Genomic DNA, 25,038 nt, shown 5'->3' with positions numbered 1-25,038 from the left:
CGGCGGGGGCTATGCCTTACGCGGGTCCTGGCCCTCAGGGCGGCGGGACAGTCGCGTCAATCGCGGCACATCAGCGGTCGCTCCGGCGTCTGCGGGAACGATGACCTGCTGCGCGGCAGCGATGTCGGTGCCATCGGAGTGCACAACGAGATCTCCGGCCGGCGCACGACGCGACAGGATCGCCAGCGCGATCGGGCCGTCCTCGTAATGGCGGGCGGCCGAGGTGATCTGGCCGACCTCCTTGCCGTCTGCAAGAACGGATGCCCCGGGCTCGGGCAGCACGTCATCGCTGCCATCCAACTGCAGTGCTGCGAGGCGACGTGGCGGATGCCCGAGGTTGTGCACCTTCGCGACCGTCTCCTGCCCGCGGTAGCAGCCCTTGTTCATGTGCACGGCGCTGCGGATCCAATCCGATTCGTGCGGGAGTGAGCGCTCATCGACCTCGCTCACCCAGCGCGGGCGCCATGCGGCGATGCGCAGGGCCTCGGCGGCCAAGATCCCTGCGACGCCGATGTCTGCTGCGCGTTGCGCGACGGATGCCGCAGCATCCCCATCAACGATCGCGACGTGCCAGTTGTACTCGGCGGCCGGGTGCGACGTCACGTTCGCATACTGGTGACCGCCAGCCTGCACCGCCGTCCACGGGTCGCTCCACAGCAGCGATAGGCCGTTCGGCGCCAGGGCGATCTCACGCAATGCGCTCTCGGCGTCGCCGCCGCCGAAGAAGCCCAGCAGACCGAGTTCCGGACGCAGCGTCACGGTCACGCGCGAGCGGAACACCATGCGTCCCAGCCAGGCCGCCAGCGGCTCAGCATCCCCAGCATCCGCGATCAACCACACGGACGTGCCATCCTCGAGAACGCCGGCGGCGTGCTCGACTCGGCCCTGCGGGTCGAGCACCAGCAGCTCCGTGCTGTCACCGGGTGCAAGGCGCGCAACCGACTGTGTGGTGATGGAATCCAACCAGCTGAGCCGGTCCTCACCCGCGACCTCGATCACGGTGCGATCGCCGAGCGGTGCGACGGCCGAACCGCTGACCAGCCGGCGCTGCTCGCGCATCGGGTCGCCGAAGTGCATGATGACGCCGCCGGATTCGACCGCACCAGCAAGCCCGGCAAACGCCGTGGTCAACGCAGCGGCGCTCATACCCGCGCCAGACGTGCCGAAGCGTGCGAACTCATCTCAGCGCCGAGCGCCGCGATGTCCCAGGCCCAGAGCAGATGCCCCTCGACCAGGCCGTACATGCGGCTGGCGGCGTTATAGGCCTTGCCACCGGCACCACGGATGACCGCATCGGTGCCAATGTCGATGCGCGGGCCGTTGGCCTCGCCGAGATAGAGCTCGAGAGTGCCATCGGAGTGCGCGATCGACACTTCCAACGGGAATCCGCCGGATTCCAGACGCAGCTCCTCGACGTCGTGAACCGTGCGCACGGCTGCGGCGGCGCTCGGTGGCAGCAGTGCGGGACCGGCATCCGCCGTGGTCGCCGGACGCGCCAGACGCCAGAATCCGCTCTCGGCGACGAGTGGGACCGCGGCTTCAGCGCCGTCGGTGTTCATCGAAGCGGTGGCCGCATAGTTCAGGTACCCGACTCCGTCATGGCTGAAACTCACCCGATGGGTGAACTCGCCCTGGAATCGGTGGTCGCCCGCGGTGTACTCGATGACTCCGGTGCCCTCCCAGACCCCGATGAGCCAGCTCAGCGGGGCGAGGTCTGCTGGAAGATCAGCGGGAAGCTCGAGCACGGAATCCTCGGTCAGCGCTGGCCGCGGAAGAGGTTGCGTAGCACGACGCCTGCGACGAAGACGATCGCGAGACTCGCAAGGCCCAGCAGACCGATGAAGAAGAGTTCAAGAGCGACGAGATCCATAGCCCCACTCTACCCCCGCTGCCACGGATGAAGACGAAGCTGTGTTACGCAGGCACGAGGGCGGCGAGCGCGAAGCCTGCGGACACCACACCCAGAAGCAGCAGCGCACCGGTCACACTCACCGCGAGCCGGAAGATGAAGCCCTTCGCCTGGCCGTACCAGAGCTGCACGGCGAATGACAGCAGAATCGAGCCGCCGAAGGCGACGAGCAACCATTGCACCCGCCAGATCTCCGGCACGAAGATGCCGATGGCGATGGCAGCGGCAAGTGCGATAGCCCAGACGATGAGCACACCGCTGAGCGGGCTGCGTGGCGCGAGAGCGGGTTCCGACATGAGTCCATTGTTACGCATTCGACGCGCATTGCTCTTCTCTGCGTGCGAAGGCGCAAGCTCGGTCGGTATTATTGGCGCACGGTATTGACTGCCGTACTGGGCGTCGCACACGTCGTCCGAGAGGAAAGTGCGTGGCCCTGATCCTGATTCTGTCGTCGGCTCCTCCTGCGGAGCACGCTCTGCCCGCCCTGGAGCTGCTCGGCCATCAGGTGCGCCAGATCCCGGCAGAACCCGCGCAGCTGGTGACCGCTCCGGACAGTGACGTCGTGATCGTGGATGCCCGCAATGACCTGGTGGGAGCGAAATCGCTGTGCAAGCTCCTGCGCACAACGGGCCAGGATGCGCCGCTGCTGCTCGTGGTCACCGAGGGTGGGCTGAGCGCTGTCTCCGGGGACTGGGGCATTGATGACGTCCTGCTCACCGGTGCCGGTCCCGCCGAGATCGATGCGCGCATCAGGCTCGCTCTGGCCCGCAGCACGGTGACGGCTGAATCAAGTCGGGTGCAGGCATCCGGCATCACGATCGACGAGCAGTCGTACGCGGCGAAGCTCCGCGGCAAACCGCTGGATCTGACATACAAGGAGTTTCAGCTGCTGCACTTCCTGGCAACGCACCCCGCACGGGTCTTCACTCGTGAGCAGCTACTCAGCGAGGTATGGGGATACGACTACTTCGGCGGTACCCGCACGGTCGACGTGCACGTCCGGCGCCTGCGCGCCAAACTCGGCGACCAGGAGCAGATCATCGGCACTGTGCGCAACGTCGGCTACCGCTTCAATGTGTACGACGAAGACCAACTGACCGCCACGTCGCGGTAAGACACCGGATTCGTTCACACCTAAGCCACGTCTCGATGCCAAGATATACAGCATGATCGATCCAGCTCTCGCAGACGCCGGCCTGGGTGACGCCGAGGACGATGACTTCGACGCCATCGAATCTCCGGACTCCCAGTTACCCGACCACCGCTTCCACGACCGAGAGATCAGCTGGCTCGCGTTCAACCAGCGCGTGCTCGAACTGGCGGAGGATACGAGCCTTCCCGAGCTGGAACGATCGAACTTCCTGGCGATCTTCGCGAGCAACCTCGATGAGTTCTTCATGGTGCGCGTCGCCGGGCTCAAACGCCGTATCGTCACCGGCCTCGCGGTGCCCTCCAATGTCGGCCGCTCCCCCTCTGACGTTCTCGCAGACATCTCCCGCGACGCCCATGCGCTGCAGCTGCGCCATGCCGCCGCGTGGATCGATCTGGTGCGCCCGGCGCTCGCGGATGCCGGAATCGAGATCACCGAGTGGGACGAACTCGTCGACTCGGAGCGCGAAGCTCTGACCGAGTACTTCCAGCTGCAGGTCTTTCCCGTTCTCATGCCGCTCGCCGTGGATCCGGCGCACCCCTTCCCGTACATTTCGGGACTGTCGTTGAACCTCGCCATTCGCATTCGCAATGCCCGCACCGGCCGGCAGGAATTCGCGCGTCTGAAGGTACCGCCGATGCTGCCGCGGTTCGTCGAGGTTCCGGGCACGGGCGAGATCAAGCGGTTCCTGCGTCTGGAAGAGCTGATCGCCAATCACCTGGGCGATCTGTTCCCCGGCATGGAAGTACTCGATCATCACGCGTTCCGACTCACCCGGAACGAGGATGTCGAGATCGAGGAGGATGAGAGCGAGAACCTCATCCAGGCGCTCGAAGCTGAGCTGCTGCGTCGCCGCTTCGGGCCGCCGATCCGTCTCGAGATCAACGATGACATGGATGATCTCACCCTGGATCTGCTCATCAAAGAGCTCGACATCACCGAGCAGGAGGTCTACCGACTTCCCGGCCCGCTTGACCTCCGCGGACTGTTCTCACTGTCCAGGGTCGACCGCCCTGATCTGCGGTACCCGCCACATCTGCCGACGACGGCGGTGGCGTTCCAGCCGGCTGGTTCCGCCACCCGCGCCGATATCTTCGCCGCGATCGGCAAGGCGGATGTGCTCGTGCATCACCCCTACGAGTCCTTCGCCACCAGCGTGCAGGCATTCCTCGAGCAGGCAGCTCGCGACCCACATGTCCTCGCCATCAAGCAGACTCTGTACCGCACCTCCGGTGACAGCCCCGTCGTGCAGGCGCTCATCGATGCGGCAGAGGCAGGAAAGTCTGTGCTCGCGCTCGTCGAGGTGAAGGCTCGCTTCGATGAGGCCAACAACATCGTCTGGGCCCGCAAGCTTGAAAAGGCCGGCGTCCACGTCGTCTACGGCCTTGTGGGGCTGAAGACGCACTGCAAGCTCGCCCTCGTCATCCGTGAGGAAGAGGGCAAACTGCGCCACTACTCGCACGTCGGCACCGGAAACTACAATCCGAAGACCAGCCGCGTCTATGAGGACTTCGGCCTGTTCACCGCCGACGCACAGGTCGGCAAGGATCTCACCAGACTGTTCAATGAGCTCAGCGGCTACGCGATCGAGAAGAAGTTCAAGCGCCTGCTCGTCGCCCCGCTGCACCTGCGCAAGGGACTGCTGCGCCAAATCAACAACGAGCGCACGAATGCCCTCGAGGGTCGCCCGGCGCACATCCGCATCAAGGTGAACTCGCTCGTCGACGAAGAGATCATCGACGCGCTCTACCGCGCCAGCCAGGCCGGGGTGAAAGTCGACATCTGGGTGCGCGGCATCTGCAGCATCAAGGTCGATCTGCCCGGAACCAGTGACAACATCACCGTGCGCAGCATCCTGGGCAGATATCTCGAGCACTCGCGAATCTTCGCGTTCGAGAACGGTGGCGACCCGCAGGTGCACATCGGCAGCGCCGACATGATGCACCGCAACCTCGATCGACGAGTTGAGGCGCTGGTGCGCGTGACCGATCCCGCCCACATCAAGGAACTGCTCACCTTCTTCGATCTGGCAATGGATGACGGCACCAGTTCGTGGCATCTCGGAGCCGAGGGCACGTGGGAGCGGCACGCCGTCGACGCCGAGGGCAACCCGCTGGTCGACCTGCAGGACAAGACCATGAACCAGGTTCGACGCCGTCGGCGTCCGCGTTCGGTTCGATGACGTTGCGATCGGCTGAGGGAGCGACCGAGATCGTGCAAGACGACAAGGCTGTGTACGCGGCAGGCGCCGTGGTCTGGCGGCTGGTGGACGGCAAACTCCGCGTGCTGCTCATCCACCGCACGAAGTATCGGGATGTGACCCTTCCCAAGGGGAAGGTCGATCCCGGCGAGATGCTCGCCCAGACGGCGGTGCGCGAGGTCTTCGAGGAGACCGGCATCCGCGTCGCCCTCGGCGTCCCCGTCGGGGTGAGCAGGTACTTCATGCGACCCAAGCGGCAGAAAGTCGTGCACTACTGGGCTGCTGAGGCCACCGAGGAGGCCATCCGCAACTCGGCCTTCGTCCCGAACCACGAGATCTCGGGTCTGGAATGGGTGAGTGTGAAGAAGGCCCGAAAGTGCCTGAGCTACCCCGTGGATCTGGAAATCCTGGATGGGTTCGAAAAACTCGTCGATGACGGCATCCTGCGCACCTTTCCGATCATCGCGCTGCGTCACGCGAAAGCTGTCGGACGCTCCGATTGGGAGATGTCGGATGCTTCGCGGGTGCTGACCGAGCGCGGCAAGAAGCAGGCCGCCGCCATCGTCGCACCGCTCCTCGCTTTCGGGGTCCGCAAGATCATCACCAGTGACGCCGTCCGGTGCGTGCAGACGATCACGCCGCTGGCGAAGGCGCTCGATCGCAAGCCCGTACAGACCGAGCTCATCAGCCAGGATGCCTGGGAAGAGGGGCGTTCGGACACACGGATGGTGATCGGCAAACGCGTGCGCGCCGGAAAACCTGCGGTGCTGTGCAGTCATGGCCCGGTACTCCCCGACATCTTCAGCGAACTCGCCCTGGCCACCGGCACCATGCCGGGGTCGTACCTGGGCAGCGCTTCCGCGCTCGAAGTGGCGGCTTTCTCGGTCGCACATCTGTCGGCGACCAACCCCGGCTCGGGGATCATCTCGATCGAGACGCACGTCCCGAAAGTCTGACGCTTCGCCAGTCGTTCACCTTCTGTTTACCTCCGCGGGAGAGTCTCGTTAACTGTCGCACTTAGCGTCACTGTGTGCCCTGCACCGGGCCCAACCATCCACGATCGAAGGATCCACAGTGAAGATCTCCCGAATCGCACGAATCGGCGCCGTCGGCGCCGTGGCCGCTCTCGCTCTCGCCGGCTGCGCCGCGAACGAAGCCCCTGCAGGCGAATCATCCGATGCACCCGCCGAGACCGGCGCAACCGCACTCTCCGGCACCATCGACGCCACTGGCGCCTCCTCGCAGGCAGCAGCCCAGGAAGCCTGGGTCGCCGCGTTCCAGACCGCCAACGTTGAGGTCACCGTCAACTACGAGCCCACTGGCTCGGGCACCGGCCGCGAGAACTTCCTCGAGGGTGGCAGCAGCTTCATCGGCTCCGACCGTGCGTTCAACGCCGAGGAGATCGCCGCCGGCGGATTCGGCGCCTGCACCACGGACGACATCGTCGAAATCCCCGTCTACATCTCGCCGGTCGCCGTCGCGTTCAACCTCGAGGGCGTCGACACGCTGAACCTGGATGCCGCCACCATCGCGAGCATCTTCGGCGGCACCATCACCAACTGGAACGACTCCGCGATCGCGACGCTCAACCCCGACGCCACGCTCCCCGACCTGGCCATCTCGCCGGTTCACCGTTCCGACCCTTCGGGCACGCAGGAGACCTTCACCAACTACCTCGCGGCGACCGCTCCCGACATCTGGACCTACGAGGTCTCCGACGAGTGGCCGATCGAGGGTGGCGAGGCCGCACAGGGCACCTCCGGCGTCGTTCAGGCCATCACGGCCGGCAACGGTGCGATCGGCTTTGCTGACGCTTCCCAGGTCGGCGACCTCGGCCAGGTACACGTCGGCGTCAACGGCGAGTACATCGCGTACTCGGCGGAGGCCGCATCGCAGCTCGTCGAGGGCGCAGAGCTCGAAGAGGGCCGCGGGGCCGGCGACCTTGCGTTCGCTGTTGACCCTGCTGCTGCAGCCGACGGCGCTTACCCGATCGCCCTGGTCAGCTACCTGATCGGCTGCGAGCAGTACGAGGACGCGAACGTCGCTGAGCTCGTCAAGTCGTACTTCACCTACATCGCCAGCCCCGAGGGCCAGGATGCCGCCGCAGACAACGCCGGCAACGCCCCCATCTCGGACGGCCTGCGCGACAAGGTCCTTGCTGCGATCGACCTCATCCAGGTCGGCTGATAACGCCCTGATGGCATACAGCTGACGTCGATGCCCTCGCACCCAGACTAGGGTGCGGGGGCATCGACGAGCACGCTACGATTCACTCCGACTCCTCCGCCCGAAACAGGGAGACCATGAGCACGACCGAGCAGGTAAAGACCGCGCGCACCGATCCGCCGGCCACGATCAAAGCCAAGCAGCGCCTCGGCGACCGGGTATTCTCCGGAACCGCGCTGGGCGCCGGGGTCATCATCCTCATCGTCCTGGCCGCTGTTGCGACGTTCCTCATCATCCAGAGCATCCCCGCGTTTCAGGCCGATACCAGCGATAACCACATCCTCAAGGGCGAGTCGTTCTGGACATACGTCTGGCCGCTGGTCTTCGGCACGCTCTGGGCCGCATTCATGGCGCTGGTCATCGCAGCTCCGATCTCCATCGGCATCGCGCTGTTCATCTCCCACTACGCACCCCGCAAGCTCGCCTCGCTCCTGGGCTACATCATCGATCTGCTCGCCGCGGTCCCCTCGGTCGTCTTCGGCCTGTGGGGCGGCCTCGTTCTCGCCCCGATGCTCCAGCCGATCTATGCGTGGCTGAGCGAGAACGCGAGCTGGATCCCGTTCTTCCAAGGCCAGGTCTCCTCGACCGGAAAGACCATCCTGACGGCAGCTCTCGTGCTCGCTGTGATGTGCATCCCGATCATGACCGCGATCTGCCGTGAAGTCTTCCTGCAGACGCCCACCCTCCACGAAGAGGCGGCGCTCGCGCTCGGCGCAACGCGCTGGGAGATGGTGCGGATGGCTGTGCTGCCATTCGCTCGCGGCGGCATGGTCTCGGCCGCGATGCTCGCTCTCGGCCGCGCACTCGGCGAGACGATGGCCGTGACGATGGTGCTCTCACCGTCCGCCGTCATCAGCTTCCTGGTGATCACCGCCACCAACCCGACGCCGATCCCCGCGAACATCGCCCTCGCCTTTCCGGAAGCGCACGGCACCGGCGTCAACACACTGGTCGCAACCGGCCTCATCCTCTTCGTCGTGACCTTCGCGGTCAATGCGCTGGCACGCTGGATCGTCGCCCGCCGCGCCGAGTTCTCGGGAGCGAACTGATATGACCACCACCGTCGAGCCCGACGTCTCACCCGCCAGCGCCCCCAACGTCTCGCTCACATCGGGCAGGCTCCCGAAGTGGGCACCCTGGGCACTGCTGTTGCTTTCGTGGGTCATCTCGTTCGCTGTGTTCGGCGTTACGAGCATCGGTGAGGATCTCGCCGACTTCAACATCGTGGGCGCATCGATCATCGGCATCCTGATCTACATGGTGCTGATCACGGTGCTGTCGATGATCGTGGAAAGCCGCCGCAAGGCGGTCGACCGGCTGATGACGGCACTCGTGGCAACAGCATTCCTGATCGCCCTGATGCCCCTGGTCTCACTACTGTGGACCGTGGTCTCCAACGGCCTCAACCGCTTCGACGCCGAGTTCTTCTCCTTCTCGATGCGCAATGTCGTCGGTGACGGCGGCGGCATCGTGCACGCTATCTGGGGCACGCTGCTGATCACGCTCACCGCCGCCGTGATCTCGGTGCCCATCGGGCTGATGACGTCGATCTACCTGGTCGAGTACGGCCGCGGAAAGCTCGCGAAGGGCATCACGTTCTTCGTCGATGTGATGACCGGAATCCCCTCGATCGTCGCCGGTCTGTTTATCTACGCGGTCTTCTCATTGATCTTCCGGCCCGGCATCTCGATGGGCATCATGGGTGCACTGTCGCTGGCAGTTCTCATGACCCCGGTGGTCGTTCGAGGTAGCGAAGAACTGCTGAAGATCGTTCCGAACGAGCTGCGCGAGGCCGCCTACGCGCTCGGTGTGCCGAAGTGGCTGACGATCCTCAAGGTGGTGCTGCCCACCTCGATCGCGGGCATCATGACCTCGATCACCCTCGCCATCGCTCGCGTGATCGGTGAGACCGCACCGCTGCTGCTGACCGCCGGATTCACGATGAGCATGAATACGAACATCTTCAACGGGCAGATGATGACTCTGCCTGTGTTCGCCTACAACCAGTACATGAACCAGGGCACGAACCCGGATGCTGCTCTCGACCGAGCATGGGCTTCTGCTCTCACCCTGATCCTGATCGTCATGGTCCTGAACCTGCTCGCGCGCCTGATCGCGAAGTGGTTCGCCCCGAAGACATCCGGCCGCTGAGCCGCACCCGATCCGTTCGTAAGGAAACCACACGTGTCCAAGAGCATCGAAGTCAATGACCTCAACGTCTACTACGGCGACTTCCTCGCCGTGGAGGGCGTCTCTCTCGAGATCCAGCCGCGCAGTGTCACAGCGTTCATCGGGCCGTCCGGTTGCGGCAAGTCCACGTTCCTGCGCACCCTGAACCGCATGCACGAAGTCATCCCGGGCGCTCGCGTGCAGGGTGAAGTGCTGCTCGATGGCAAGGACCTGTATGGTCCTGGCGTCGACCCGGTGCTCGTACGCCGCCAGGTGGGCATGGTGTTCCAGCGCCCGAACCCGTTCCCGACGATGTCGATCAAGGAGAACGTGCTGGCCGGCGTGAAGCTGAACAACACCCGGATGTCGAAGAGCGATCAGGACGCACTGGTCGAAAGTGCGCTGACCGGCGCGAACCTCTGGAATGAGGTCAAGGACCGGCTCGACCGCCCCGGTTCCGGCCTGTCCGGCGGCCAGCAGCAGCGTCTGTGCATCGCCCGTGCGATCGCGGTTGAGCCCGAGGTCATCCTCATGGACGAGCCGTGCTCGGCTCTGGACCCGATCTCGACCTATGCGATCGAGGAACTGATCGGCGAGCTGAAGAACCAGTACACCGTCGTCATCGTCACGCACAACATGCAGCAGGCGTCCCGCGTCTCGGACAAGACCGCGTTCTTCAACATCGCCGGTACCGGCAAGCCCGGCAAGCTCATCGAGTACGGCGACACCACCTCGATCTTCACCACCCCGACCGTGCAGGCCACTGAGGACTACGTCTCCGGCCGGTTCGGGTAGTCGGTCGGTTCCCGCCGGTTCGTCGGTCGGTTCCCGCCCCTGTCCCGAATCCCAGAGGCCTCGGGTTCGCCTCGGCGTGCCGCGCTCCGTCGGACCCGCGACACGCCGCACAAGCACGCAACCGTCTGCGATTCGGCACCGCCGACACGTTCTGCACATCTTTAGGAACGGCCGAGTTTTCCACGAATCGTGGGTTCTGAGGGTTCGGCTGTGACCTGACGAGCGGATGCTCGGACGATGTCCTTCGTCCTTGCATCCGCTGCCCTCGCTGTCTACGGCCCGATCGTCCGCACACACGAACTGCGTGCTCACGGCGTGACGAAACGGGAGATCTCCCGGGCTCGCGCCGCCGGCGAGATCATTCGCATCCGGCAAGGACTGTATGCGGCTCATGACACCTCGGAGGAGCTTCTGCATGCCGCATGGCACGGCGGTACACCGTCCTGCCTGGTCGCCGGACGGATGCACGGTTTGTGGATCCTCGACGAGCGAGAGCCGTGCGCTGCTGTCTCGTCGCCGCGCCACGTGTGGATCGGTCACGCGGGGCAACGTCATCCATGCTTTGGCGATGGGTGTGATGAATCACTCATCTGGCACTGGGACGACGGCGATGCCGTGCCTGGGGATCTTCCTCCTGTTGCGAATGTGCTTCTGCAGATCGCGGTGTGCGCAGACGACGAGACTTTCTTCGCCGCGCTGGAGTCGGCTCTGCGCAAGTCGCTGATCCCGCCGAGCGGTATGACCTGGCTGAGTGCGCGCCTTCCGAGTGAGCTGCGTTGGATGCTCGGCTTCGCGCGCGCAGATGCCGACAGCGGTCTCGAGTCTCTGATCAGGCTCCGCCTGCATCTTCTCGGGATATCGGTGCGCACGCAGGTGTCCATCGAAGGAGTCGGCGAAGTGGATTTCGTCATCGGCGATCGACTGATCGTGGAGGCAGACGGAAAGGAGAACCACGACGATGATCCATCGGCCACGGCCGCGCGAACCTCGCGTCGCCATAAAGACCTTGTGCGCGACGCGAAGGCTGCTGCGCTCGGCTATGAGACCCTGCGGTTCGACTACGCCTTGATCGTGCATGACTGGCCGACGGTGGCTGCGGCGATCATCGCGAAGGTGCAGGCGGGCGCTCATCTCCGAGGGTGATCGGCATACGGTGCGCCGAATCCCAGACGCGCCGTTGCACACGCGGCGTGTCAGGCGCCGATCCCCCGCCGACACGCCGAGGCCGACCGGAGGCGTCTGGGATTCGGCACCCGCGGATCAGCCCTGCGGCGAGACCGTCGGGTCGGGGGCGGGTCGGGCTATGCCGAGAGCATCCGGTCTCGAACCTGACGCCGCAGCACCTTGCCGATGAGTGACCGAGGCAGATCATCGACAGCGGTGATTCGCCGGGGCACCTTGTAGGACGCGAGTCGGGTGCGGCAGAAGTCCCGCAGCGCCCCTGCATCGAGGACCGCTCCCTCACGAAGCACCACGGCCGCCACGACGTCTTCACTGCCGTTCGATCGCGGGACTCCAACGACGGCTGCGGAGACGACGTCTGGATGTGCCTCGAGAGCCTGCTCGACTTCGGTGGGCGATACGTTGAAGCCGCCGGTGATGATGAGCTCCTTGAGCCGATCGACGATCGTCACGAAACCGTCTGCAGAGACCTCAGCGATGTCGCCCGTTCGCAGCCATCCGTCAGCGAGCAGCACCGCTGCCGTGTCGCCAGGGCGCCGCCAATAACCTTGGAACACCTGCGGCCCGCGGATGAGGAGTTCGCCTCGTTCACCGAACGCCAGATCAACAGCGGGATCACTCGGATCGACGACACGAATCTCCGTGCTCGGGAAGGGCACGCCCACGGTGCCGGGCCGTCGAGTGGGACCCATCGGGTTGCCGAGCGCCACCGGTGAGGCCTCCGTCATGCCATACCCCTCGACGAGAAGACCTCCGGTGGCTTCCTCCCAGCGCCGGACCGTCTCGACGGGCAGGCTCATGGCGCCGGAGATCGCGAATCGCACCGTCGAGAGGTCGATGGAGCCGCGGGATGCAGCACGGGCGAGCTGGTCGTAGATCGGTGGCACCGCAGGCAGGAAGGTCGGCGGACTCGTGCGCGCAGCATCCGTCACCAGGTCGAGATCAAAGGTGGGGAACAGCACGAGCTTCGCGCCGATGCTCATAGCGAAGGTGAGACACAACGTCATCCCGTACGCGTGGAACAGCGGCAGTACGCCATAGAACGTCTCCTCACCGTCGACGAGTCCTGGCACCCAGGCGCGGCCCTGCATGGCATTCGCGCGCAGATTCGAGTGTGTGAGGATCGCGCCCTTCGGGTCACCGGTCGTGCCACTCGTGTACTGGAGCAGGGCGACGTCCTCAAGCCGGGGACCGGCAGTGCGCCGCGAGATCCGACGATTGTCGAGCAGTTTCTTCCAGGTGAGCGTCCCCCTCGCCTGGGGCGTTCCGGTCAGCTTGTTGCGCGATTCGCGAGCTTTCCTCAACGGCAGACGCAGAGCCAGCCGCTTTGCGAACGGGAGTGCAGTGGTGATGTCGACGCTGATGATGCGCTCGAGCTTGAGATCCGCGGGAAAGTCGGCGAGCGTGTCGACGCTCTTGTCCCAGACGATCGCGACGCGGGCGCCGTGGTCCTCGAACTGGTGACGCAGTTCACGGGCGGTGTAGAGCGGGTTGTGTTCGATGACGATTGCGCCCAGCCGGAGCGCCGCATAGAAGGCGACGACGTGCTGCGGACAGTTCGGCAGAACCAACGCGACGCGGTCCCCCGGCTTCACGCCCAGGCGCCGCAGGCCTTCTGCAGCTCGTTGGATCTGCTCCCCCAGATCCCGGTAGCTCGTGACGGCACCGAAGAACTCGAGCGCAGGCCGCCGCCCGAACGCCTTGACGCTCGCATCGATCATCTCCGGAAGCGTCTGTGCGGGCACGCCTATCTCAGCGGGAACGCCATCCGCGTATGCCGCAAGCCATGGTCGTGATTCGTAAGTACTGGCAGACATATCTCCATCCTGCCTCGAACGCGGGCCGCTGTCAGTCTCGAGCAGACAGCAAATATCGGTTCATCTCAGCGGTGAATTCGGTGTCGACGGACAGCGCGGTGCCGTCGATGGCCGTGATCGGTACGGCCAGCCTCACACTCGACACCAGCCACGCGGCATCCGCCTGTGCGAGATCGGATGCCGGAATCCGGTCGTACCCCGTTTCGAAGCCGCGTCGGACGAAGAATTCGTAAACGCTCAGCTGTGTGGTGCCGTGCAGGATGCCACCCGCCGGCGCCGGCGTCAAGAAGCGGCCACCGAACCGCAGGATCAGCGACGCGGTGGGAGCTTCGAGCACGAAACCGTCCGTCGACACGAACACCGCATCATCCGCCCCGCGTCTGCGCGCTTCGCGCAGCGCTGCCATGTTGACCGCGTACGACAGCGTCTTTGCCCCCAGCAACAGCCAGGGTGCGCGCTCTGCCACATCGAGGTCGTAGCCACGCTCCAGCGTCACCACGCGCACTCCCACTTCGCGCACGGCCGCGAAATCGGCTGCCGGCGCAGCCGTCACCCACGCCGTCGGCGTGGGTCCGTGCTCGACCCCGCGACTGAGGATCAGTTTGATCACGGCCTCGCCCGGCGGGCACTGGGCAGCAGCCACCGCCACTGCTTGGCGCCACTGCTCTGCATGGGGCACGGGGAGGTCGCAGATCCGCGCGGAGTTGGCCAGTCGCTCCAGATGCGGCAGCACTTCTTGCGCGTGCCCGTCGATGACTCCGATCGACTCGAAAACGCCGTCACCGCGCTGCGTACTCAGCTCTCCGACACTCAGGGCCGGGGCTGCGGCATCGACGATCGTGAATGTATCCGCGTAGTCGGCACGCTCCTCGGAGGCGTCCACAGGATCGATGATCAGGGCGAAGCGCTGTGCCATGACCCGACTCTACGGCAGAGGCCCCAGCGGGAATACCTTCGGTTCCGGGGCGTTACAATTGAATGGCCGGGCCGCATAACCCCGGGCTCCAAATTCTGCCGCTACGAGCGGCCTTCCGCCGAGAGGCGTTTTTGCGGCCCGGTCTTCTCATTCCCAGCGTCAGTTCGGCTCCGCACCAGTTCGGCCGCGCACCGGCTCAGGCCCCAGGGCCCAGCCGTGTCAGTTCAGTGAACCGACACGCCACAGGCCTGCCGCGGCGCTCAGATCGTTCGCGAAGGTGTGCAGCCGCCGCGCCCTGGCAGTCAGCCGCGTGGCCCGCTCGGCTTCCGTCGCCTCGTAGTCGTCGGCGACGTGCGTCGCCCCGGAGACCTGCACACGGCAAAACGCCGCGGCCCGTTCGAGCGCGACCGCGAAGTCCCCCTGGAACACGCCTCGCAGAATCGTGTCGATCAGCGTGACAAGCTCCTCCGGGCTCGCGGGTGCCGGAGCGCCGGCAATAACAGCATCCACCGATCGCAATTCAACGCGACCGCGCTCATACAGCAGCGCGGCGGTCTGCGAATCGTTGTGAATCGAGAGTTGCAGCAGATACAGCCGCCAGAGTGCGCCGGGCAGCGACACGGCCGGTGCGTCCGCCCAGAGTTCCGCGATGTCGTCAATACCGAACTCGCTGGTGAACTCGATCAGGCGCCGGGCGCTTTCTCCGCTCTCGTCGTCGCGGGCGCGCTGCACGAGTGCGGATGCCGTGGCATGAGCGACTCGTCGAGCCTCGACCGACCCCGACGATCCGACAAGATTGTCGAACGCCGTGGAGGGTCGCCGGATAGGACGGTGAAACTGCTCAGGCATCCCTCCAGGCTACTCGCGCTCAGGCGGTGGGGATCACGATGATGGGATCCGTTGTCGGAAGCCCCGTGGGAGAACCACCCGCTGGCTCCACGGTGACGGCGATCACATCACCGGCGCGCATCGGCCCATCGAGCAGTGCTGTCGCGTTTCCGCCATCCGTCTCGAACAGTCCGGCAGGCACCGGCTGCTCGCCGCGTACGAACCACAACTGGTACGTCTGTTCATCATCGAGTATGTCCAAGCCCTCAGCGACGAGAACCGCGTTTCCTTCTGACTCGGCCCAGTGCGCGGTCGCCTGCAGCCCGGAGTCCAGCTCGACGCTGGCCTGTTGGGCATCCGGCGCCGCTTCGATCTGCTCCAATGCGATGACGGATGCTGGGCGCATCAGTTGCGGAATCAGAACGGCCGCGCCGACTCCGAGACCGACGATCAGTACCACCGAGGCGGCGAGCGCGAACAGCCCACGGCTCCAGCGTCGAGGCGCGCGCGCATGCGCGGGTTCGGCATCGGTTGCCGGGGCGGGGCCAGATGGCAGCGTGGGGCCGGGCACTGGTCCCTGCGTCTGCCCCTTCGCGATTTGGGCGAGCAGTGCCTCGCGAATACTGGCAGGCGGTTCGATAGCGGACACAGCATCCGCCATCAGATTTGCTGTCTCGGCATCGTCCGCGGCGATCGCAGCCCACTCCGGATGAGACTCGAGCGCATCGATGAAACGCCGCTGGTCGGCATCGGACAGCGCATCAAGGGCGTGGCCTGCAGCGAGCTCGGCGAATTCCCTCTCGTTCATGCGGTCACCCCCATCACACTTCGCAGACGTGAGAGTCCGTCTCTCATCCTCGTCTTGATCGTTCCCAGCGGCGCCTGCGTCAGGACCGCGATCTCGCTTTGACTGTAACCGCCGAAATACGACAGCACGAGCGCTTCACGCTGGGGTTCCGGCAGCGTTCCCAGCGCTGCCACCACGCGGTCGCCATCGATGCTCAGTTCGACCTGCTCGGCAACGCTGTCGTGAGCCACAACCACGTCGCGGATCCCGACCCGGATGTCTCGGTCGGTGCTCGATTGCGACGAACGGACGCGATCCACAGCGCGACGGTGAGCGATCGTGAGGACCCAGGTTCGTCCCTGTCCTTTGTTCGGAGCGAACCGCCCCGCGGATTGCCAGATCTCCAGGAAGACCTCCTGAAGCACTTCTTCGCTCTGTGAGCGATTGACGAGCACGCGCAGGATGAGCCCGAAAACTCGCGACGAAAGCAGATCATAGAGTTCAGCAAACGCCCGCTGGTCCCCGTCGGCTACGCGGAGGAGGAGTTCGGCAACGGGGTCTCCCGCTGTGCCGTCCTCCGGCATCTCCACGCCGTCGATAACCATTTCGATAAGCATGCCGCATCTCCTCCTCTCCTACGAACCACGCGCCGATCAGGGCCGCATCTCGTCAGGTCTTAACCGAAGGTGAACGAATAGGCTTGGACGCCGATCGGAATCTCGACGGTCAGCTCTCCCGTCTCCCCCGCGTCGGCCTTCAGCAGCTCATACGACTTCGGTGTGCCGTCGACAGTGATCGTGCGCGACTTCCCGTCTTGCGCGGTCACGACCACGTCTCCCTCGCCCGCCAGTACGATCCTGATCTCGGATGCTCGATACATCAGGCGGATGCTTGCTCCCTCAGCGGTCGGTGTCGCGTACTGCGTCGCGATCTCCCATTCACCGTTGAGCGCGAAGGAATCATCGGGCTGTTCGTCCGGGAAGGCGAAGGTGGAGGTTCCCGCACGGTACGCGTCGCCACCGCCGTAGTTGACGTCCTTGGACGAGCCGAGGAATGTCTCGGGCGTGGTTGATCCGAGTTCAGGTGTCTCGTCCGCGATCTCGGTCGGCACCGGCAGTTGGACGTCGGGATCGGCGTTTTCGAGCAGCTCGCGGATCATGCTCTCGGTGGCGGCGTAGTTGCCCTCGCCGAACGAAATGTGCCGGACGACGCCTTCGGCGTCGATGAGGTAGTGCGCGGGCCAGTAGCGGTTGCGATAGTTCGTCCAGGTGGACAGGTTGTTGTCGAGCGCCACGGGGTAGTCGATGCCGTGCTCCTCGATACCGGCAGCCACATTGGCCGCATCCTTCTCGAACGCGTACTCGGGGGAATGGATGCCGATGACCTGTAGACCGGCGTCTTCATATGCTTTGTTCCAGGCAACGACGTGTGGGAGGGAGCGCTGGCAGTTAATGCACGAGTACGCCCAGAAATCGATCAGCACGACCTGCCCGCGCAGATCATCCAGGTCGATCCCTTCACCGCCGGTGGTGTTCAGCCACTCCTCGATGCCGCGAATCGATGGTGCCGTCCCGCAGGACTCGAGCTCTTCGGCTCCGTTGGTGCAGTTGTCGAGTTCGCGGTTTTCGTCGGTGACGAGGCCGCCGAGGTCGAGCGCATCGGCCTGCTTGTCCGCCAGGTCTTTTTGGATCCCGGCCGTGTAGTCCGGAACCAGCCGCTGCAGCATCTGCGGCACGTTGAAGACGAGCCCGACAGCGAGCGCGATCATCGCGATACCGGCGGCGATGCGCAGTCCGCGCTCTCTCGTGCGGAAGGCGCGGATGCGCTCGACCACGCCACGCCCGGCGAGCGCGAAAACGAGGAGCGGAATGGCCACACCGATGGAGAAGGAGAGTGTGAGCGCCACGGTGCCGATGCCGATCTGACCGGTGGCGCCTGCCACGATGATCGCCGCGAGCACCGGACCAGCGCAGGGAACGAAGACCGCGCCGAGCGCGAGCCCGACACCAAAGCCGCTCCCCTGGTTCTTCACTTCCTTTCGAGACTGAAGACGTTGGAAGGGCTTTTCCAGCAGCCGCTCGAACTTCGGCACAAGAAGCCCGACGCCGAGCAGCGCGAGGACGACGATCCCCACCCATCGGATGATGTCCTGCGGGAGGTTGAGAAGGCCGAGGATGAGGGATCCGACCAGAGTGACCAGGCTGAAGCTCAGAACGAGTCCGGCAATGACCAGGTAAGGACGACTGCGTCGTGCCGGTGTTGTCTCACCGTCGAAGCGCGCCGACTGCGCGCCTCCCGTGAGGAAGATGACCGGCAGCACCGGCAGGATGCACGGCGAGATCCCCGTGATGAGGCCGCCGAGCAGCCCGATGATGATGAGGTCCATTTCCTCGCCTTCCGTTGCGGGTACTTCGGATTGAGCGGCCGAACGGATTGGCTCAGAAGTTTTTCAAGAAAGTTCCCATCCAATGCGGAAGGGGCTCCGAAGAATCATCAACGCCACGGGAAGTCCGTGGCTCCGATTCCCGGAGGTAGACATGTTCAGCACCAAGAAGAAGATCACCGCAGCTCTGTCGCTCGGCTTCGCCAGCGTTCTCGTGCTGTCGGGTTGTTCGATGAGTTCAGACACGACTGATGATTCGGCCGAGTCCACCGCACCTGAGACGTCTGAGACGACGGCTGAGACACCCGAGGCGATGCCCGACGAGAGCATGGATCCGGCGGCGAACCTCGTCGGTCCCGGCTGTGAGGCGTACGCCGAGGCTGTGCCAGACGGCGACGGTTCGATCCAGGGAATGTCGCAGGACCCGGTTGCGGTCGCCGCATCCAACAACCCGATGCTGACGACGCTGGTCGCAGCCGTAAGCGGTCAGCTCAACCCCGATGTCAACCTCGTCGACACGCTCAATGGCGATGAGTTCACCGTGTTTGCCCCGGTGGATGACGCGTTCGCGATGATCGACCCCGCCACCATCGAGGGCTTGAAGACTGACTCGGCCACACTGTCATCGATCCTGACCTACCACGTGGTTCCCGGCCAGATCGAGCCGGCCGATATCGCGGGTATGCACACCACCGTGCAGGGTACGGACGTCGAGGTCACCGGCAGCGGAGATGCGTGGATGGTCAACGATGCAAACGTGATCTGCGGCGGCGTCCAGACCGCCAACGCGACCGTGTACCTGATCGACTCGGTTCTGATGCCTCCGGCCGAATAGTCCGGAACGTGCCGAGTGGGGTTCTCGGCATTTGGACGCAGTGCGGGCGCCGGTGCACCAGACATCGACGCCCGCACATATGCGTCGTACGTCGCCGCAGGCATGTTCAGCGTACCCAAGGCTGAACCTTCCGAGCTCCCGTGAAACGGACAGGCGAGAAGTGCCGCTAGACTGAGATACGCGGGCCTCTAGCTCAGTTGGCAGAGCATCGGACTTCAACAAAATAGGAGCGCCTCGGGGGAAACTCCGGGGATGACACCACTCAAAGTCGGGGAACCCTTCCTGAGAAATCAGTTGGCAATCCCGAGCCAAGCCGGACGCAAGTTCGGAAGGTGTAGAGACTGGACGGGTGGCACCTAAAGCGAAAGCTAAGGTGAAGGGACAGTCCAGACCACGAACGCCCAGTGGGCGGCGGCGAAAGTCGAAGTGGTATGTTAATCCGCGGGTCACGGGTTCGAGCCCCGTGGGGCCCACCGCATATAACGTCTGACCTCGGCGTTAAAGTGCCGCTATGAAGAACTGCGGCACCTGTCAGAAGGTCAAACCGTTGACCGACTTCAATCGAAAAGCCTCACGCGCCGACGGACGTCAGGAAGTCTGTCGGGACTGCAACCGAGCGTCCTCTCGCCAGTACTATCAGCGCAATCGCGAGCACCACATTGCTGTGATCCGTGCGCGCAACAATGCTCAACGCGCCACGAATATCGCGCTCGTCACTGACTACCTCATGTCCCACCCATGCGTCGACTGCGGCGCTTCCGACTTGCGAGTCCTCGATTTTGACCATCGTCCGGGCACCAACAAGCGCGACGGAGTGATGAAGCTGGCCCGCGATGGCTTCAGCCTTCGTATAGTTCGTAACGAAATCGACCTGTGCGATGTCCGGTGTCGGAATTGCCACGCGATCGTGACGTACGAGCGGATGGGGAGCAACTGGCGGTCCGCAGCGATGGCAGCATCCGCATCCGGCGCCCCGCCCGCTGACTGAATCGCGTGTGGCTAGCACGCCTCACTGTGCCCGGCCGCCCCTTCTCGGCATCCATCCTCTGAGCGAGTCCAAACGTCCCGGAAGCGATCACCGGCGCTGGCGCGCATGCGCATGGACCAAGCCCAGACCGCCTGATCGCTCGCCCGGACGCAATCATCCGCGTATTCGCGGCACCCCCACCAGACGCTCGATTCCAGTTCGCTCGGCGGCGACAGCTCCACCGGAGGCTTCCGCAACGTGCGCCGCCAGCAGCGCCAGCTCGGCCGGCGGCGCCCATACCTCGAACGTCGCCTCTGCTGCATAGACCGGATCGCCGAGCACGGCACCGTGCGCCTGGACCCACTCACGCAAGAGGTTGTCGAAGCGCCCGGCATCCGCATGCTCAACAGCGACGGTCACCGCGGCCAGCACGTGCCGGTCCACAATCGTCGCCAGATCCAACGCTTCGGATACGGCCGACGAGTACGCGCGCACCAGCCCGCCGGCGCCCAGCTTGATGCCGCCGAAGTAGCGCGTCACCACCGCGACGATATCCGTCAGCTCGCGCCGCCTGAGCACCTCGAGCATCGGCACGCCCGCCGTCCCCGACGGCTCACCATCATCCGACGACCGGGCTCTGTCGCCGAGCACGCCGGTCACCTGTGCTGCACAGTTGTGCCGAGCATCCCACGCGCGCTTCTTCACCGCGGCGATGACAGCATCCGCCTCCTCCGGCGACGCGACGGGAGCGACATGCGTAATGAACCGGGACTTCTTGATCACCAGCTCATGTTCAACGGTCGCCGCGATCGTAGCCGGGTACGCGGTCATGCCGTCAGCTCGGCGAGCTTACGGACGGTGCGCAGGTTCCGCGCCGTCCCCGCCACGCCCAACGCACGATCGAACACCGCCGTGGTCAGCTTCGTCGCTGCCACGCCGCCCGGAGAGTACGCGATCCACAGGTCGGACCCGACGAGCGCGATCTCCTCGCCGGGCACCAGCCGTTCCTCCAACGCCGTCACAGCGCCCGCGGCCGGGGCCGCCTCCAGGAACATCGCGTGCACGAATTTCTCCTCACGCTCCGCGAACGGGTGCGCGGCAAGCGACGCGGTCAGCGCTGCATGCGTGCGGGTGATGACCGCGGTATCGACGTCGAACTCCCTGGCGATGACTTCGCGAACGAGCGCGCACGCGGCCGCAGCATCCACTGGTTCGTCACAGATGATATTGCCGCTGGCGATGTAGGTGGACACTCCCGTGAGGTCGGTTTCGGATGCCAGCACCTCACGCAGCCGCGCCATCGGGATGAGATTTCGGCCGCTGACATTCACCGCCCGCAGCAGCAGCACGCTCCCGCTCACGCGTCGGAACTCGGCAGCAGTTCGGCTCCTGCGTGGGCGAGCTCTGCCAGCGCCGCCGCGCTGCTATCAGCACCCACTCCGGCGACTAGATCGGTCAGCACACGAACGTGCACACCGTGCGCGATGGCGTCAAGGGCGGATGCCCGCACGCAGTGATCCGTAGCGATACCGACGATGTCGGCGCTGAGCACACCGCGCTCGGCCAGCACAGCAGCAACGGCACTGCCGTCATCGGTGACGCCCTCAAACATCGAGTACGCCGGCACACCCTGGCCCTTGCGGACGTGGTGCGTAACCGCATCGGTGACGAGCAGCGGGTCGTATTCAGCGCCGTCGGTGCCGGCGACGCAGTGCACCGGCCAGGTGTCGATGAAGTCCGGATTCTCGGCGAAGTGCCCGCCGTTGTCACCGGTGGCATCGTGCCAGTCGCGTGACGCCACGATCACGTCGTAGTCCCCCGCCTTACTGGTCAGAAAAGCGGCGACACCGGATGCCACGGCATCCCCGCCAGCGACGGCGAGCGCGCCGCCCTCGGTGAAGTCGTTCTGCACGTCGACGATGAGAAGTGCCCTGGTCATGATTCGAGCGTACGCGGTTCCGGAACGAAACGGCCCCGTGATGCTGTTCGCATCACGGGGCCCGTGGAGCCGCCTGTCAGAATCGAACTGACGACCTTCTCATTACGAGTGAGATGCTCTACCGACTGAGCTAAGGCGGCGTGCGCTACGAAAGCGGCACGATGAACGATATTACCCTGTTCATGCCATCACCGCGAATCAATCGCACTCCAGCCCGTCCTCGGGCACAACATCGTCGAGGAAGAAGCCCACCACGGCCTGATCAACGCAGATGTTGCCCTTGTTGTAGCCGGTGTGGCCTTCACCCACGCGAGTGACCAGCACGCCCTCTTCCAGCTGATCGGCCAACGAAACCGACCACGCGTACGGCGTCGCCGGATCGTTCGTCGTGCCGATCACGACGATCGGTCCTGCACCTGCGGCATGGATTTCATTCCGCGTACCGGTGGGGTCATGGGGCCACACGGCGCAGGTGTCCGGGCCGCTCCAGTACGGCGCGACAGTCGGCGCCTGTGCTTCGATCTTCTTCATCGCGGCGTCTTCAGCAGCCTGGTCGTCCTCGAGCGGATAGTCCATGCAGTTGTAGGCGGTGAACGCCTCGGAGGAGTTGTCGATGTAGACGCCGTCTTGACGCCCGTTGTACTGGTCGGCGAGGTAGAACGCGACATAGGCATCGCCCTGCAGGACACCGTCCAGCGCCTGGGTGAGCACCACCCAGTTCTCCTCCGAGTACAGCGTGACGATGATCGCCGTCATGAGCGAATCGGCACCGAGCATGCGCCCATCGCCATTGCGCAGCGGTCGGCGGTCGACGCTGGCCAAAAGCGCACCGAGATCATCCATCGCCTCATCGACCGTGCCGTTGAACGGACAGGAACCCGAATCAAGGCAGTCCTGCATGTACGCGCGCAGCGCCGATTCGAATCCGAGGGCCTGGGTGGTACCCACCTCGAGCCCGGAGACAGAGGGATCAACCGCGCCATCGAGCACGAGACGGCCGGCCTTGTCGGGGTACAGGTTCGCGTAGGTCGCACCGAGGAACGTCCCATACGAGAAACCGATGTAGTTCAGCTGCTCATCCCCGAGCACTGCACGGATCAGGTCCATGTCACGGGCGGAGTTGATCGTCGTGATGAACGGCAGGATGCCGTCGCTATTGGCCTCGCACGCAGCAGCGAACTCCTTGTCGCGTTCGGTGAGTTCTGCCTCCCACTCGTCGCTGCCGCGATCGGCCGCCGGGATGTCGTAGAGGTAGGCGTCCATCGCTGCGGCGTCGAAGCAGGTTACTGCGGTGGACTCGCCCACGCCGCGCGGGTCGAAACCGATCACGTCGTAGTTCTCGATCAGCTCGCTGCCGACCGCGTAGTCCAGGCTGTTCAGGATGAAGGACCGCCCACTGCCGCCGGGGCCGCCCGGGTTCGTGAGAAGTGACCCCATCGGAGAATTGACGGCCTGGTGGCGCACGATCGACAATTCGATCTCGCCCGCATCGGGGTTCTCCCAGTCGAGCGGCGCATCGATCACGGTGCAGTCGAATCCGGGGCCGCCGTCATCGCACGGTTCCCACTGGGGTTCCTGTTCGTAGAACGGCAGCAATTCCGCCGCCACGCCAGCGGTATCGGGGCTCTTCGTCTGGGATGGTCGCGGTGCGACACCCTCGGGGATCACCGCGTACAGGCATCCGCTCAGCGCCACAGAAGCGGCGACGAGCCCGGCCGTCATCACGGAGAAACGGCGTAGACGAGAGGTTGTCTGTCGAGTGCTCACGGTTTCCTTCCGCTCGCGACAGTCACGAGCAAACTTTCCAGTGCGAGAGTCGGCGCGACGTTACGCTCCAGCGATTCCCGCGTCTCAGCGAGATGGTCGAGAACGACCAGCGTACGTTCGACCGGCCAAGCGGTAGCCAAAGCGCTCAGATCATCATGTAACTCACGGTTTATGAGATCGTCGGCACGCCCAAACTGCAGCATCACCACATCGCGGAACATCGACTGCAGATCTGTGAGCACGCGATCGATTCCATCGCGGAGGCTCCGGGTGGCCCGCTTCTTCTGATCGTCTTCGAGCGCCGAGATCTGCGCACGCAGCGCTGGAGGGACCGCCTGCCCCTCGGCGATTCCGACTGTGCGCAGCAGTGAGGTGCGTTCGGCAGAATCACGCTCTACCGTGAGTGATTTGGCGTCATCTGTTGCCGCCTGGATGATCTCACCGGCAGTCTCAACAGCGCTTCCCACGCCGCGCACGGCCAGCACCGAGCGCAGCGTCAGATCGCGGCGGCGACGGGCTGCATCATCCGTCGCCAGCCGCTGCGCCATGCCGATGTGTCGTTGCGCGTGCCGAGCCGCCTGCTCCGCCGTGGCCTCATCGGCACCCGTGCGCTGCACAATCAGGCTGGCGACGTCGCTGACATCGAGCTCCCGCAGACGCAGTGGACGCACCCGCGAGCGAATCGTCGGCAGCAGATCGGCCTCGCTCGGCGCGCACAGGATCCACACGGTCCGCTCCGGGGGCTCTTCCAGCGCTTTCAGCAGCACGTTGGAGGTGCGCTCGACCATCCGGTCGGCATCCTCGACGACGATGACCCGGTAGCGGCCCGCCGACGGCGCGAAGTACGAACGCTCCACGAGCGCGCGGGCCTCTTTGATCGTGATGATGACTTTGTCTGTGCGCAGCGCCGTGACATCGGGATGCGTACCGGCGAGCACCTGACGCATGGTGTGCTCATCGTCTGGTCCGCTGGCGATGAGGGCAGCCGCGAAGGCATAGGCCAGCGTGGAGCGGCCTGATCCAGGCGGGCCGGTGATCAACCAGGCGTGCGAGAGCGCGCCAGGATCGGATGCCGCGGCCCGCAGAGTTTCGACCGCGTCATCTTGCCCCGAGACGTCCGTCCAGGGGAACGGGGCAAGGGTCGCGGTCATATTCTCAGCCTAACTTG

24 protein-coding genes and 1 tRNA gene are annotated in these 25,038 nt (G+C 64.8%); 9 read left to right on the top strand and 16 right to left on the bottom strand.

Going from position 1 to position 25,038, the window contains the following annotated elements; translation table 11 throughout:
* Positions 1-9 precede the first annotated feature (9 nt).
* The 3 genes from ygfZ to ACW5CM_RS09845 all read right to left on the bottom strand — a co-directional run bounded on the left by ygfZ (position 10) and on the right by ACW5CM_RS09845 (position 2,205).
* Positions 10-1,146, bottom strand: coding sequence for a CAF17-like 4Fe-4S cluster assembly/insertion protein YgfZ (gene ygfZ, locus ACW5CM_RS09855; protein ID WP_457124892.1), 1,137 nt, complete (start codon positions 1,144-1,146; stop codon positions 10-12).
* On the bottom strand, positions 1,143-1,745 hold the full coding sequence (locus ACW5CM_RS09850) for a nitrobindin family protein (RefSeq protein ID WP_457124891.1): 603 nt from the start codon (positions 1,743-1,745) through the stop codon (positions 1,143-1,145). Before ACW5CM_RS09850 ends, ygfZ begins: the two co-directional genes overlap by 4 nt.
* Before the next feature lie 169 nt (positions 1,746-1,914).
* Entirely contained in the window at positions 1,915-2,205 is a 291-nt protein-coding gene (locus ACW5CM_RS09845; RefSeq protein WP_457124890.1) for a hypothetical protein, read from the bottom strand.
* A 131-nt stretch (positions 2,206-2,336) separates the two neighbouring features.
* Between ACW5CM_RS09845 and ACW5CM_RS09840 the strand changes: the two genes are divergently transcribed.
* From ACW5CM_RS09840 to ACW5CM_RS09805, 8 genes are all read left to right on the top strand, one after another.
* Entirely contained in the window at positions 2,337-3,023 is a 687-nt protein-coding gene (locus ACW5CM_RS09840; protein WP_438255470.1) for a winged helix-turn-helix transcriptional regulator, read from the top strand.
* 52 nt (positions 3,024-3,075) lie between these two features.
* A complete protein-coding gene (locus tag ACW5CM_RS09835; protein WP_439255895.1) occupies positions 3,076-5,241 on the top strand; it encodes an RNA degradosome polyphosphate kinase in 2,166 nt (721 codons plus the stop codon).
* A complete protein-coding gene (locus ACW5CM_RS09830) occupies positions 5,238-6,215 on the top strand; it encodes an NUDIX hydrolase (protein ID WP_457124889.1) in 978 nt (325 codons plus the stop codon). Before ACW5CM_RS09835 ends, ACW5CM_RS09830 begins: the two co-directional genes overlap by 4 nt.
* A gap of 118 nt (positions 6,216-6,333) precedes the next feature.
* A complete protein-coding gene (locus ACW5CM_RS09825; protein WP_438255473.1) occupies positions 6,334-7,446 on the top strand; it encodes a phosphate ABC transporter substrate-binding protein PstS in 1,113 nt (370 codons plus the stop codon).
* 116 nt (positions 7,447-7,562) lie between these two features.
* On the top strand, positions 7,563-8,534 hold the full coding sequence (gene pstC, locus ACW5CM_RS09820; RefSeq protein WP_438255474.1) for a phosphate ABC transporter permease subunit PstC: 972 nt from the start codon (positions 7,563-7,565) through the stop codon (positions 8,532-8,534).
* Position 8,535: 1 nt separating this feature from the next.
* Positions 8,536-9,636: a phosphate ABC transporter permease PstA gene (gene pstA / locus ACW5CM_RS09815; RefSeq protein WP_457124888.1), complete on the top strand. Its 1,101-nt coding sequence runs from the start codon at positions 8,536-8,538 to the stop codon at positions 9,634-9,636.
* 33 nt (positions 9,637-9,669) lie between these two features.
* Positions 9,670-10,449, top strand: coding sequence for a phosphate ABC transporter ATP-binding protein PstB (gene pstB / locus ACW5CM_RS09810; RefSeq protein WP_438255476.1), 780 nt, complete (start codon positions 9,670-9,672; stop codon positions 10,447-10,449).
* Positions 10,450-10,686: 237 nt separating this feature from the next.
* A complete protein-coding gene (locus tag ACW5CM_RS09805) occupies positions 10,687-11,592 on the top strand; it encodes a type IV toxin-antitoxin system AbiEi family antitoxin domain-containing protein (protein ID WP_457124887.1) in 906 nt (301 codons plus the stop codon).
* A 158-nt stretch (positions 11,593-11,750) separates the two neighbouring features.
* Here ACW5CM_RS09805 and ACW5CM_RS09800 read toward each other — a convergent pair whose 3' ends face one another.
* The 6 genes from ACW5CM_RS09800 to ACW5CM_RS09775 form a co-directional block, all read right to left on the bottom strand.
* On the bottom strand, positions 11,751-13,448 hold the full coding sequence (locus ACW5CM_RS09800) for a long-chain-fatty-acid--CoA ligase (protein WP_457124886.1): 1,698 nt from the start codon (positions 13,446-13,448) through the stop codon (positions 11,751-11,753).
* A gap of 31 nt (positions 13,449-13,479) precedes the next feature.
* On the bottom strand, positions 13,480-14,364 hold the full coding sequence (locus ACW5CM_RS09795; protein WP_457124885.1) for an aminotransferase class IV: 885 nt from the start codon (positions 14,362-14,364) through the stop codon (positions 13,480-13,482).
* 219 nt (positions 14,365-14,583) lie between these two features.
* On the bottom strand, positions 14,584-15,213 hold the full coding sequence (locus ACW5CM_RS09790) for a DNA-directed RNA polymerase subunit beta (RefSeq protein ID WP_457124884.1): 630 nt from the start codon (positions 15,211-15,213) through the stop codon (positions 14,584-14,586).
* Positions 15,214-15,232: 19 nt separating this feature from the next.
* On the bottom strand, positions 15,233-16,000 hold the full coding sequence (locus ACW5CM_RS09785) for an anti-sigma factor (RefSeq protein ID WP_457124883.1): 768 nt from the start codon (positions 15,998-16,000) through the stop codon (positions 15,233-15,235).
* The gene (sigK, locus tag ACW5CM_RS09780; protein WP_438255482.1) at positions 15,997-16,596 is read right to left on the bottom strand and encodes an ECF RNA polymerase sigma factor SigK; all 600 of its coding nucleotides are present in this window, start codon (positions 16,594-16,596) and stop codon (positions 15,997-15,999) included. Before sigK ends, ACW5CM_RS09785 begins: the two co-directional genes overlap by 4 nt.
* Before the next feature lie 59 nt (positions 16,597-16,655).
* Positions 16,656-18,365 (bottom strand): cytochrome c biogenesis protein DipZ, encoded by a 1,710-nt coding sequence (locus ACW5CM_RS09775; protein WP_457124882.1) that lies wholly within the window; start codon positions 18,363-18,365, stop codon positions 16,656-16,658.
* 151 nt (positions 18,366-18,516) lie between these two features.
* Here ACW5CM_RS09775 and ACW5CM_RS09770 point away from each other — a divergent pair, with 151 nt between their 5' ends.
* Positions 18,517-19,197, top strand: a complete 681-nt coding sequence (locus ACW5CM_RS09770; RefSeq protein WP_457124881.1) for a fasciclin domain-containing protein — start codon at positions 18,517-18,519, stop codon at positions 19,195-19,197.
* Positions 19,198-19,768: 571 nt separating this feature from the next.
* On the opposite strand, the gene ACW5CM_RS09765 is transcribed toward ACW5CM_RS09770, so the two are convergent.
* The 7 genes from ACW5CM_RS09765 to ACW5CM_RS09735 form a co-directional block, all read right to left on the bottom strand.
* The gene (locus ACW5CM_RS09765; RefSeq protein ID WP_438255485.1) at positions 19,769-20,098 is read right to left on the bottom strand and encodes a hypothetical protein; all 330 of its coding nucleotides are present in this window, start codon (positions 20,096-20,098) and stop codon (positions 19,769-19,771) included.
* 240 nt (positions 20,099-20,338) lie between these two features.
* Positions 20,339-20,995, bottom strand: a complete 657-nt coding sequence (locus ACW5CM_RS09760; protein WP_438255486.1) for an IMPACT family protein — start codon at positions 20,993-20,995, stop codon at positions 20,339-20,341.
* A complete protein-coding gene (locus ACW5CM_RS09755; protein WP_457124880.1) occupies positions 20,992-21,525 on the bottom strand; it encodes a DUF1697 domain-containing protein in 534 nt (177 codons plus the stop codon). Before ACW5CM_RS09755 ends, ACW5CM_RS09760 begins: the two co-directional genes overlap by 4 nt.
* Positions 21,522-22,103: an isochorismatase family protein gene (locus ACW5CM_RS09750; protein WP_457124879.1), complete on the bottom strand. Its 582-nt coding sequence runs from the start codon at positions 22,101-22,103 to the stop codon at positions 21,522-21,524. Before ACW5CM_RS09750 ends, ACW5CM_RS09755 begins: the two co-directional genes overlap by 4 nt.
* Positions 22,104-22,167: 64 nt before the next feature.
* Positions 22,168-22,243: transfer RNA gene (locus ACW5CM_RS09745), tRNA-Thr, on the bottom strand.
* A 58-nt stretch (positions 22,244-22,301) separates the two neighbouring features.
* Positions 22,302-23,825, bottom strand: a complete 1,524-nt coding sequence (locus tag ACW5CM_RS09740) for an alpha/beta hydrolase (protein WP_457125044.1) — start codon at positions 23,823-23,825, stop codon at positions 22,302-22,304.
* 41 nt (positions 23,826-23,866) lie between these two features.
* Positions 23,867-25,021 (bottom strand): DNA polymerase III subunit delta', encoded by a 1,155-nt coding sequence (locus tag ACW5CM_RS09735; RefSeq protein ID WP_439255881.1) that lies wholly within the window; start codon positions 25,019-25,021, stop codon positions 23,867-23,869.
* Positions 25,022-25,038: the final 17 nt, after the last annotated feature.

The sequence above is a fragment of the Microbacterium wangyouchuni genome (assembly GCF_054072595.1).
This window is presented reverse-complemented; position numbering and strand designations above follow the sequence as displayed.

Excerpts from the sequence above, each read along its gene's own strand:
- ygfZ (WP_457124892.1), bottom strand. The coding sequence starts at position 1,146 with ATGAGCGCCGCTGCGTTGACCACGGCGTTTGCCGGGCTTGCTGGTGCG.
- ACW5CM_RS09845 (WP_457124890.1), bottom strand. The coding sequence starts at position 2,205 with ATGTCGGAACCCGCTCTCGCGCCACGCAGCCCGCTCAGCGGTGTGCTC.
- ACW5CM_RS09835 (WP_439255895.1), top strand. The coding sequence starts at position 3,076 with ATGATCGATCCAGCTCTCGCAGACGCCGGCCTGGGTGACGCCGAGGAC.
- ACW5CM_RS09830 (WP_457124889.1), top strand. The coding sequence starts at position 5,238 with ATGACGTTGCGATCGGCTGAGGGAGCGACCGAGATCGTGCAAGACGAC.
- pstC (WP_438255474.1), top strand. The coding sequence starts at position 7,563 with ATGAGCACGACCGAGCAGGTAAAGACCGCGCGCACCGATCCGCCGGCC.
- pstA (WP_457124888.1), top strand. The coding sequence starts at position 8,536 with ATGACCACCACCGTCGAGCCCGACGTCTCACCCGCCAGCGCCCCCAAC.
- ACW5CM_RS09805 (WP_457124887.1), top strand. The coding sequence starts at position 10,687 with ATGTCCTTCGTCCTTGCATCCGCTGCCCTCGCTGTCTACGGCCCGATC.
- ACW5CM_RS09800 (WP_457124886.1), bottom strand. The coding sequence starts at position 13,448 with ATGTCTGCCAGTACTTACGAATCACGACCATGGCTTGCGGCATACGCG.
- ACW5CM_RS09795 (WP_457124885.1), bottom strand. The coding sequence starts at position 14,364 with ATGGCACAGCGCTTCGCCCTGATCATCGATCCTGTGGACGCCTCCGAG.
- ACW5CM_RS09790 (WP_457124884.1), bottom strand. The coding sequence starts at position 15,213 with ATGCCTGAGCAGTTTCACCGTCCTATCCGGCGACCCTCCACGGCGTTC.
- ACW5CM_RS09785 (WP_457124883.1), bottom strand. The coding sequence starts at position 16,000 with ATGAACGAGAGGGAATTCGCCGAGCTCGCTGCAGGCCACGCCCTTGAT.
- sigK (WP_438255482.1), bottom strand. The coding sequence starts at position 16,596 with ATGCTTATCGAAATGGTTATCGACGGCGTGGAGATGCCGGAGGACGGC.
- ACW5CM_RS09775 (WP_457124882.1), bottom strand. The coding sequence starts at position 18,365 with ATGGACCTCATCATCATCGGGCTGCTCGGCGGCCTCATCACGGGGATC.
- ACW5CM_RS09770 (WP_457124881.1), top strand. The coding sequence starts at position 18,517 with ATGTTCAGCACCAAGAAGAAGATCACCGCAGCTCTGTCGCTCGGCTTC.
- ACW5CM_RS09760 (WP_438255486.1), bottom strand. The coding sequence starts at position 20,995 with ATGACCGCGTACCCGGCTACGATCGCGGCGACCGTTGAACATGAGCTG.
- ACW5CM_RS09750 (WP_457124879.1), bottom strand. The coding sequence starts at position 22,103 with ATGACCAGGGCACTTCTCATCGTCGACGTGCAGAACGACTTCACCGAG.
- ACW5CM_RS09740 (WP_457125044.1), bottom strand. The coding sequence starts at position 23,825 with ATGACGGCCGGGCTCGTCGCCGCTTCTGTGGCGCTGAGCGGATGCCTG.
- ACW5CM_RS09735 (WP_439255881.1), bottom strand. The coding sequence starts at position 25,021 with ATGACCGCGACCCTTGCCCCGTTCCCCTGGACGGACGTCTCGGGGCAA.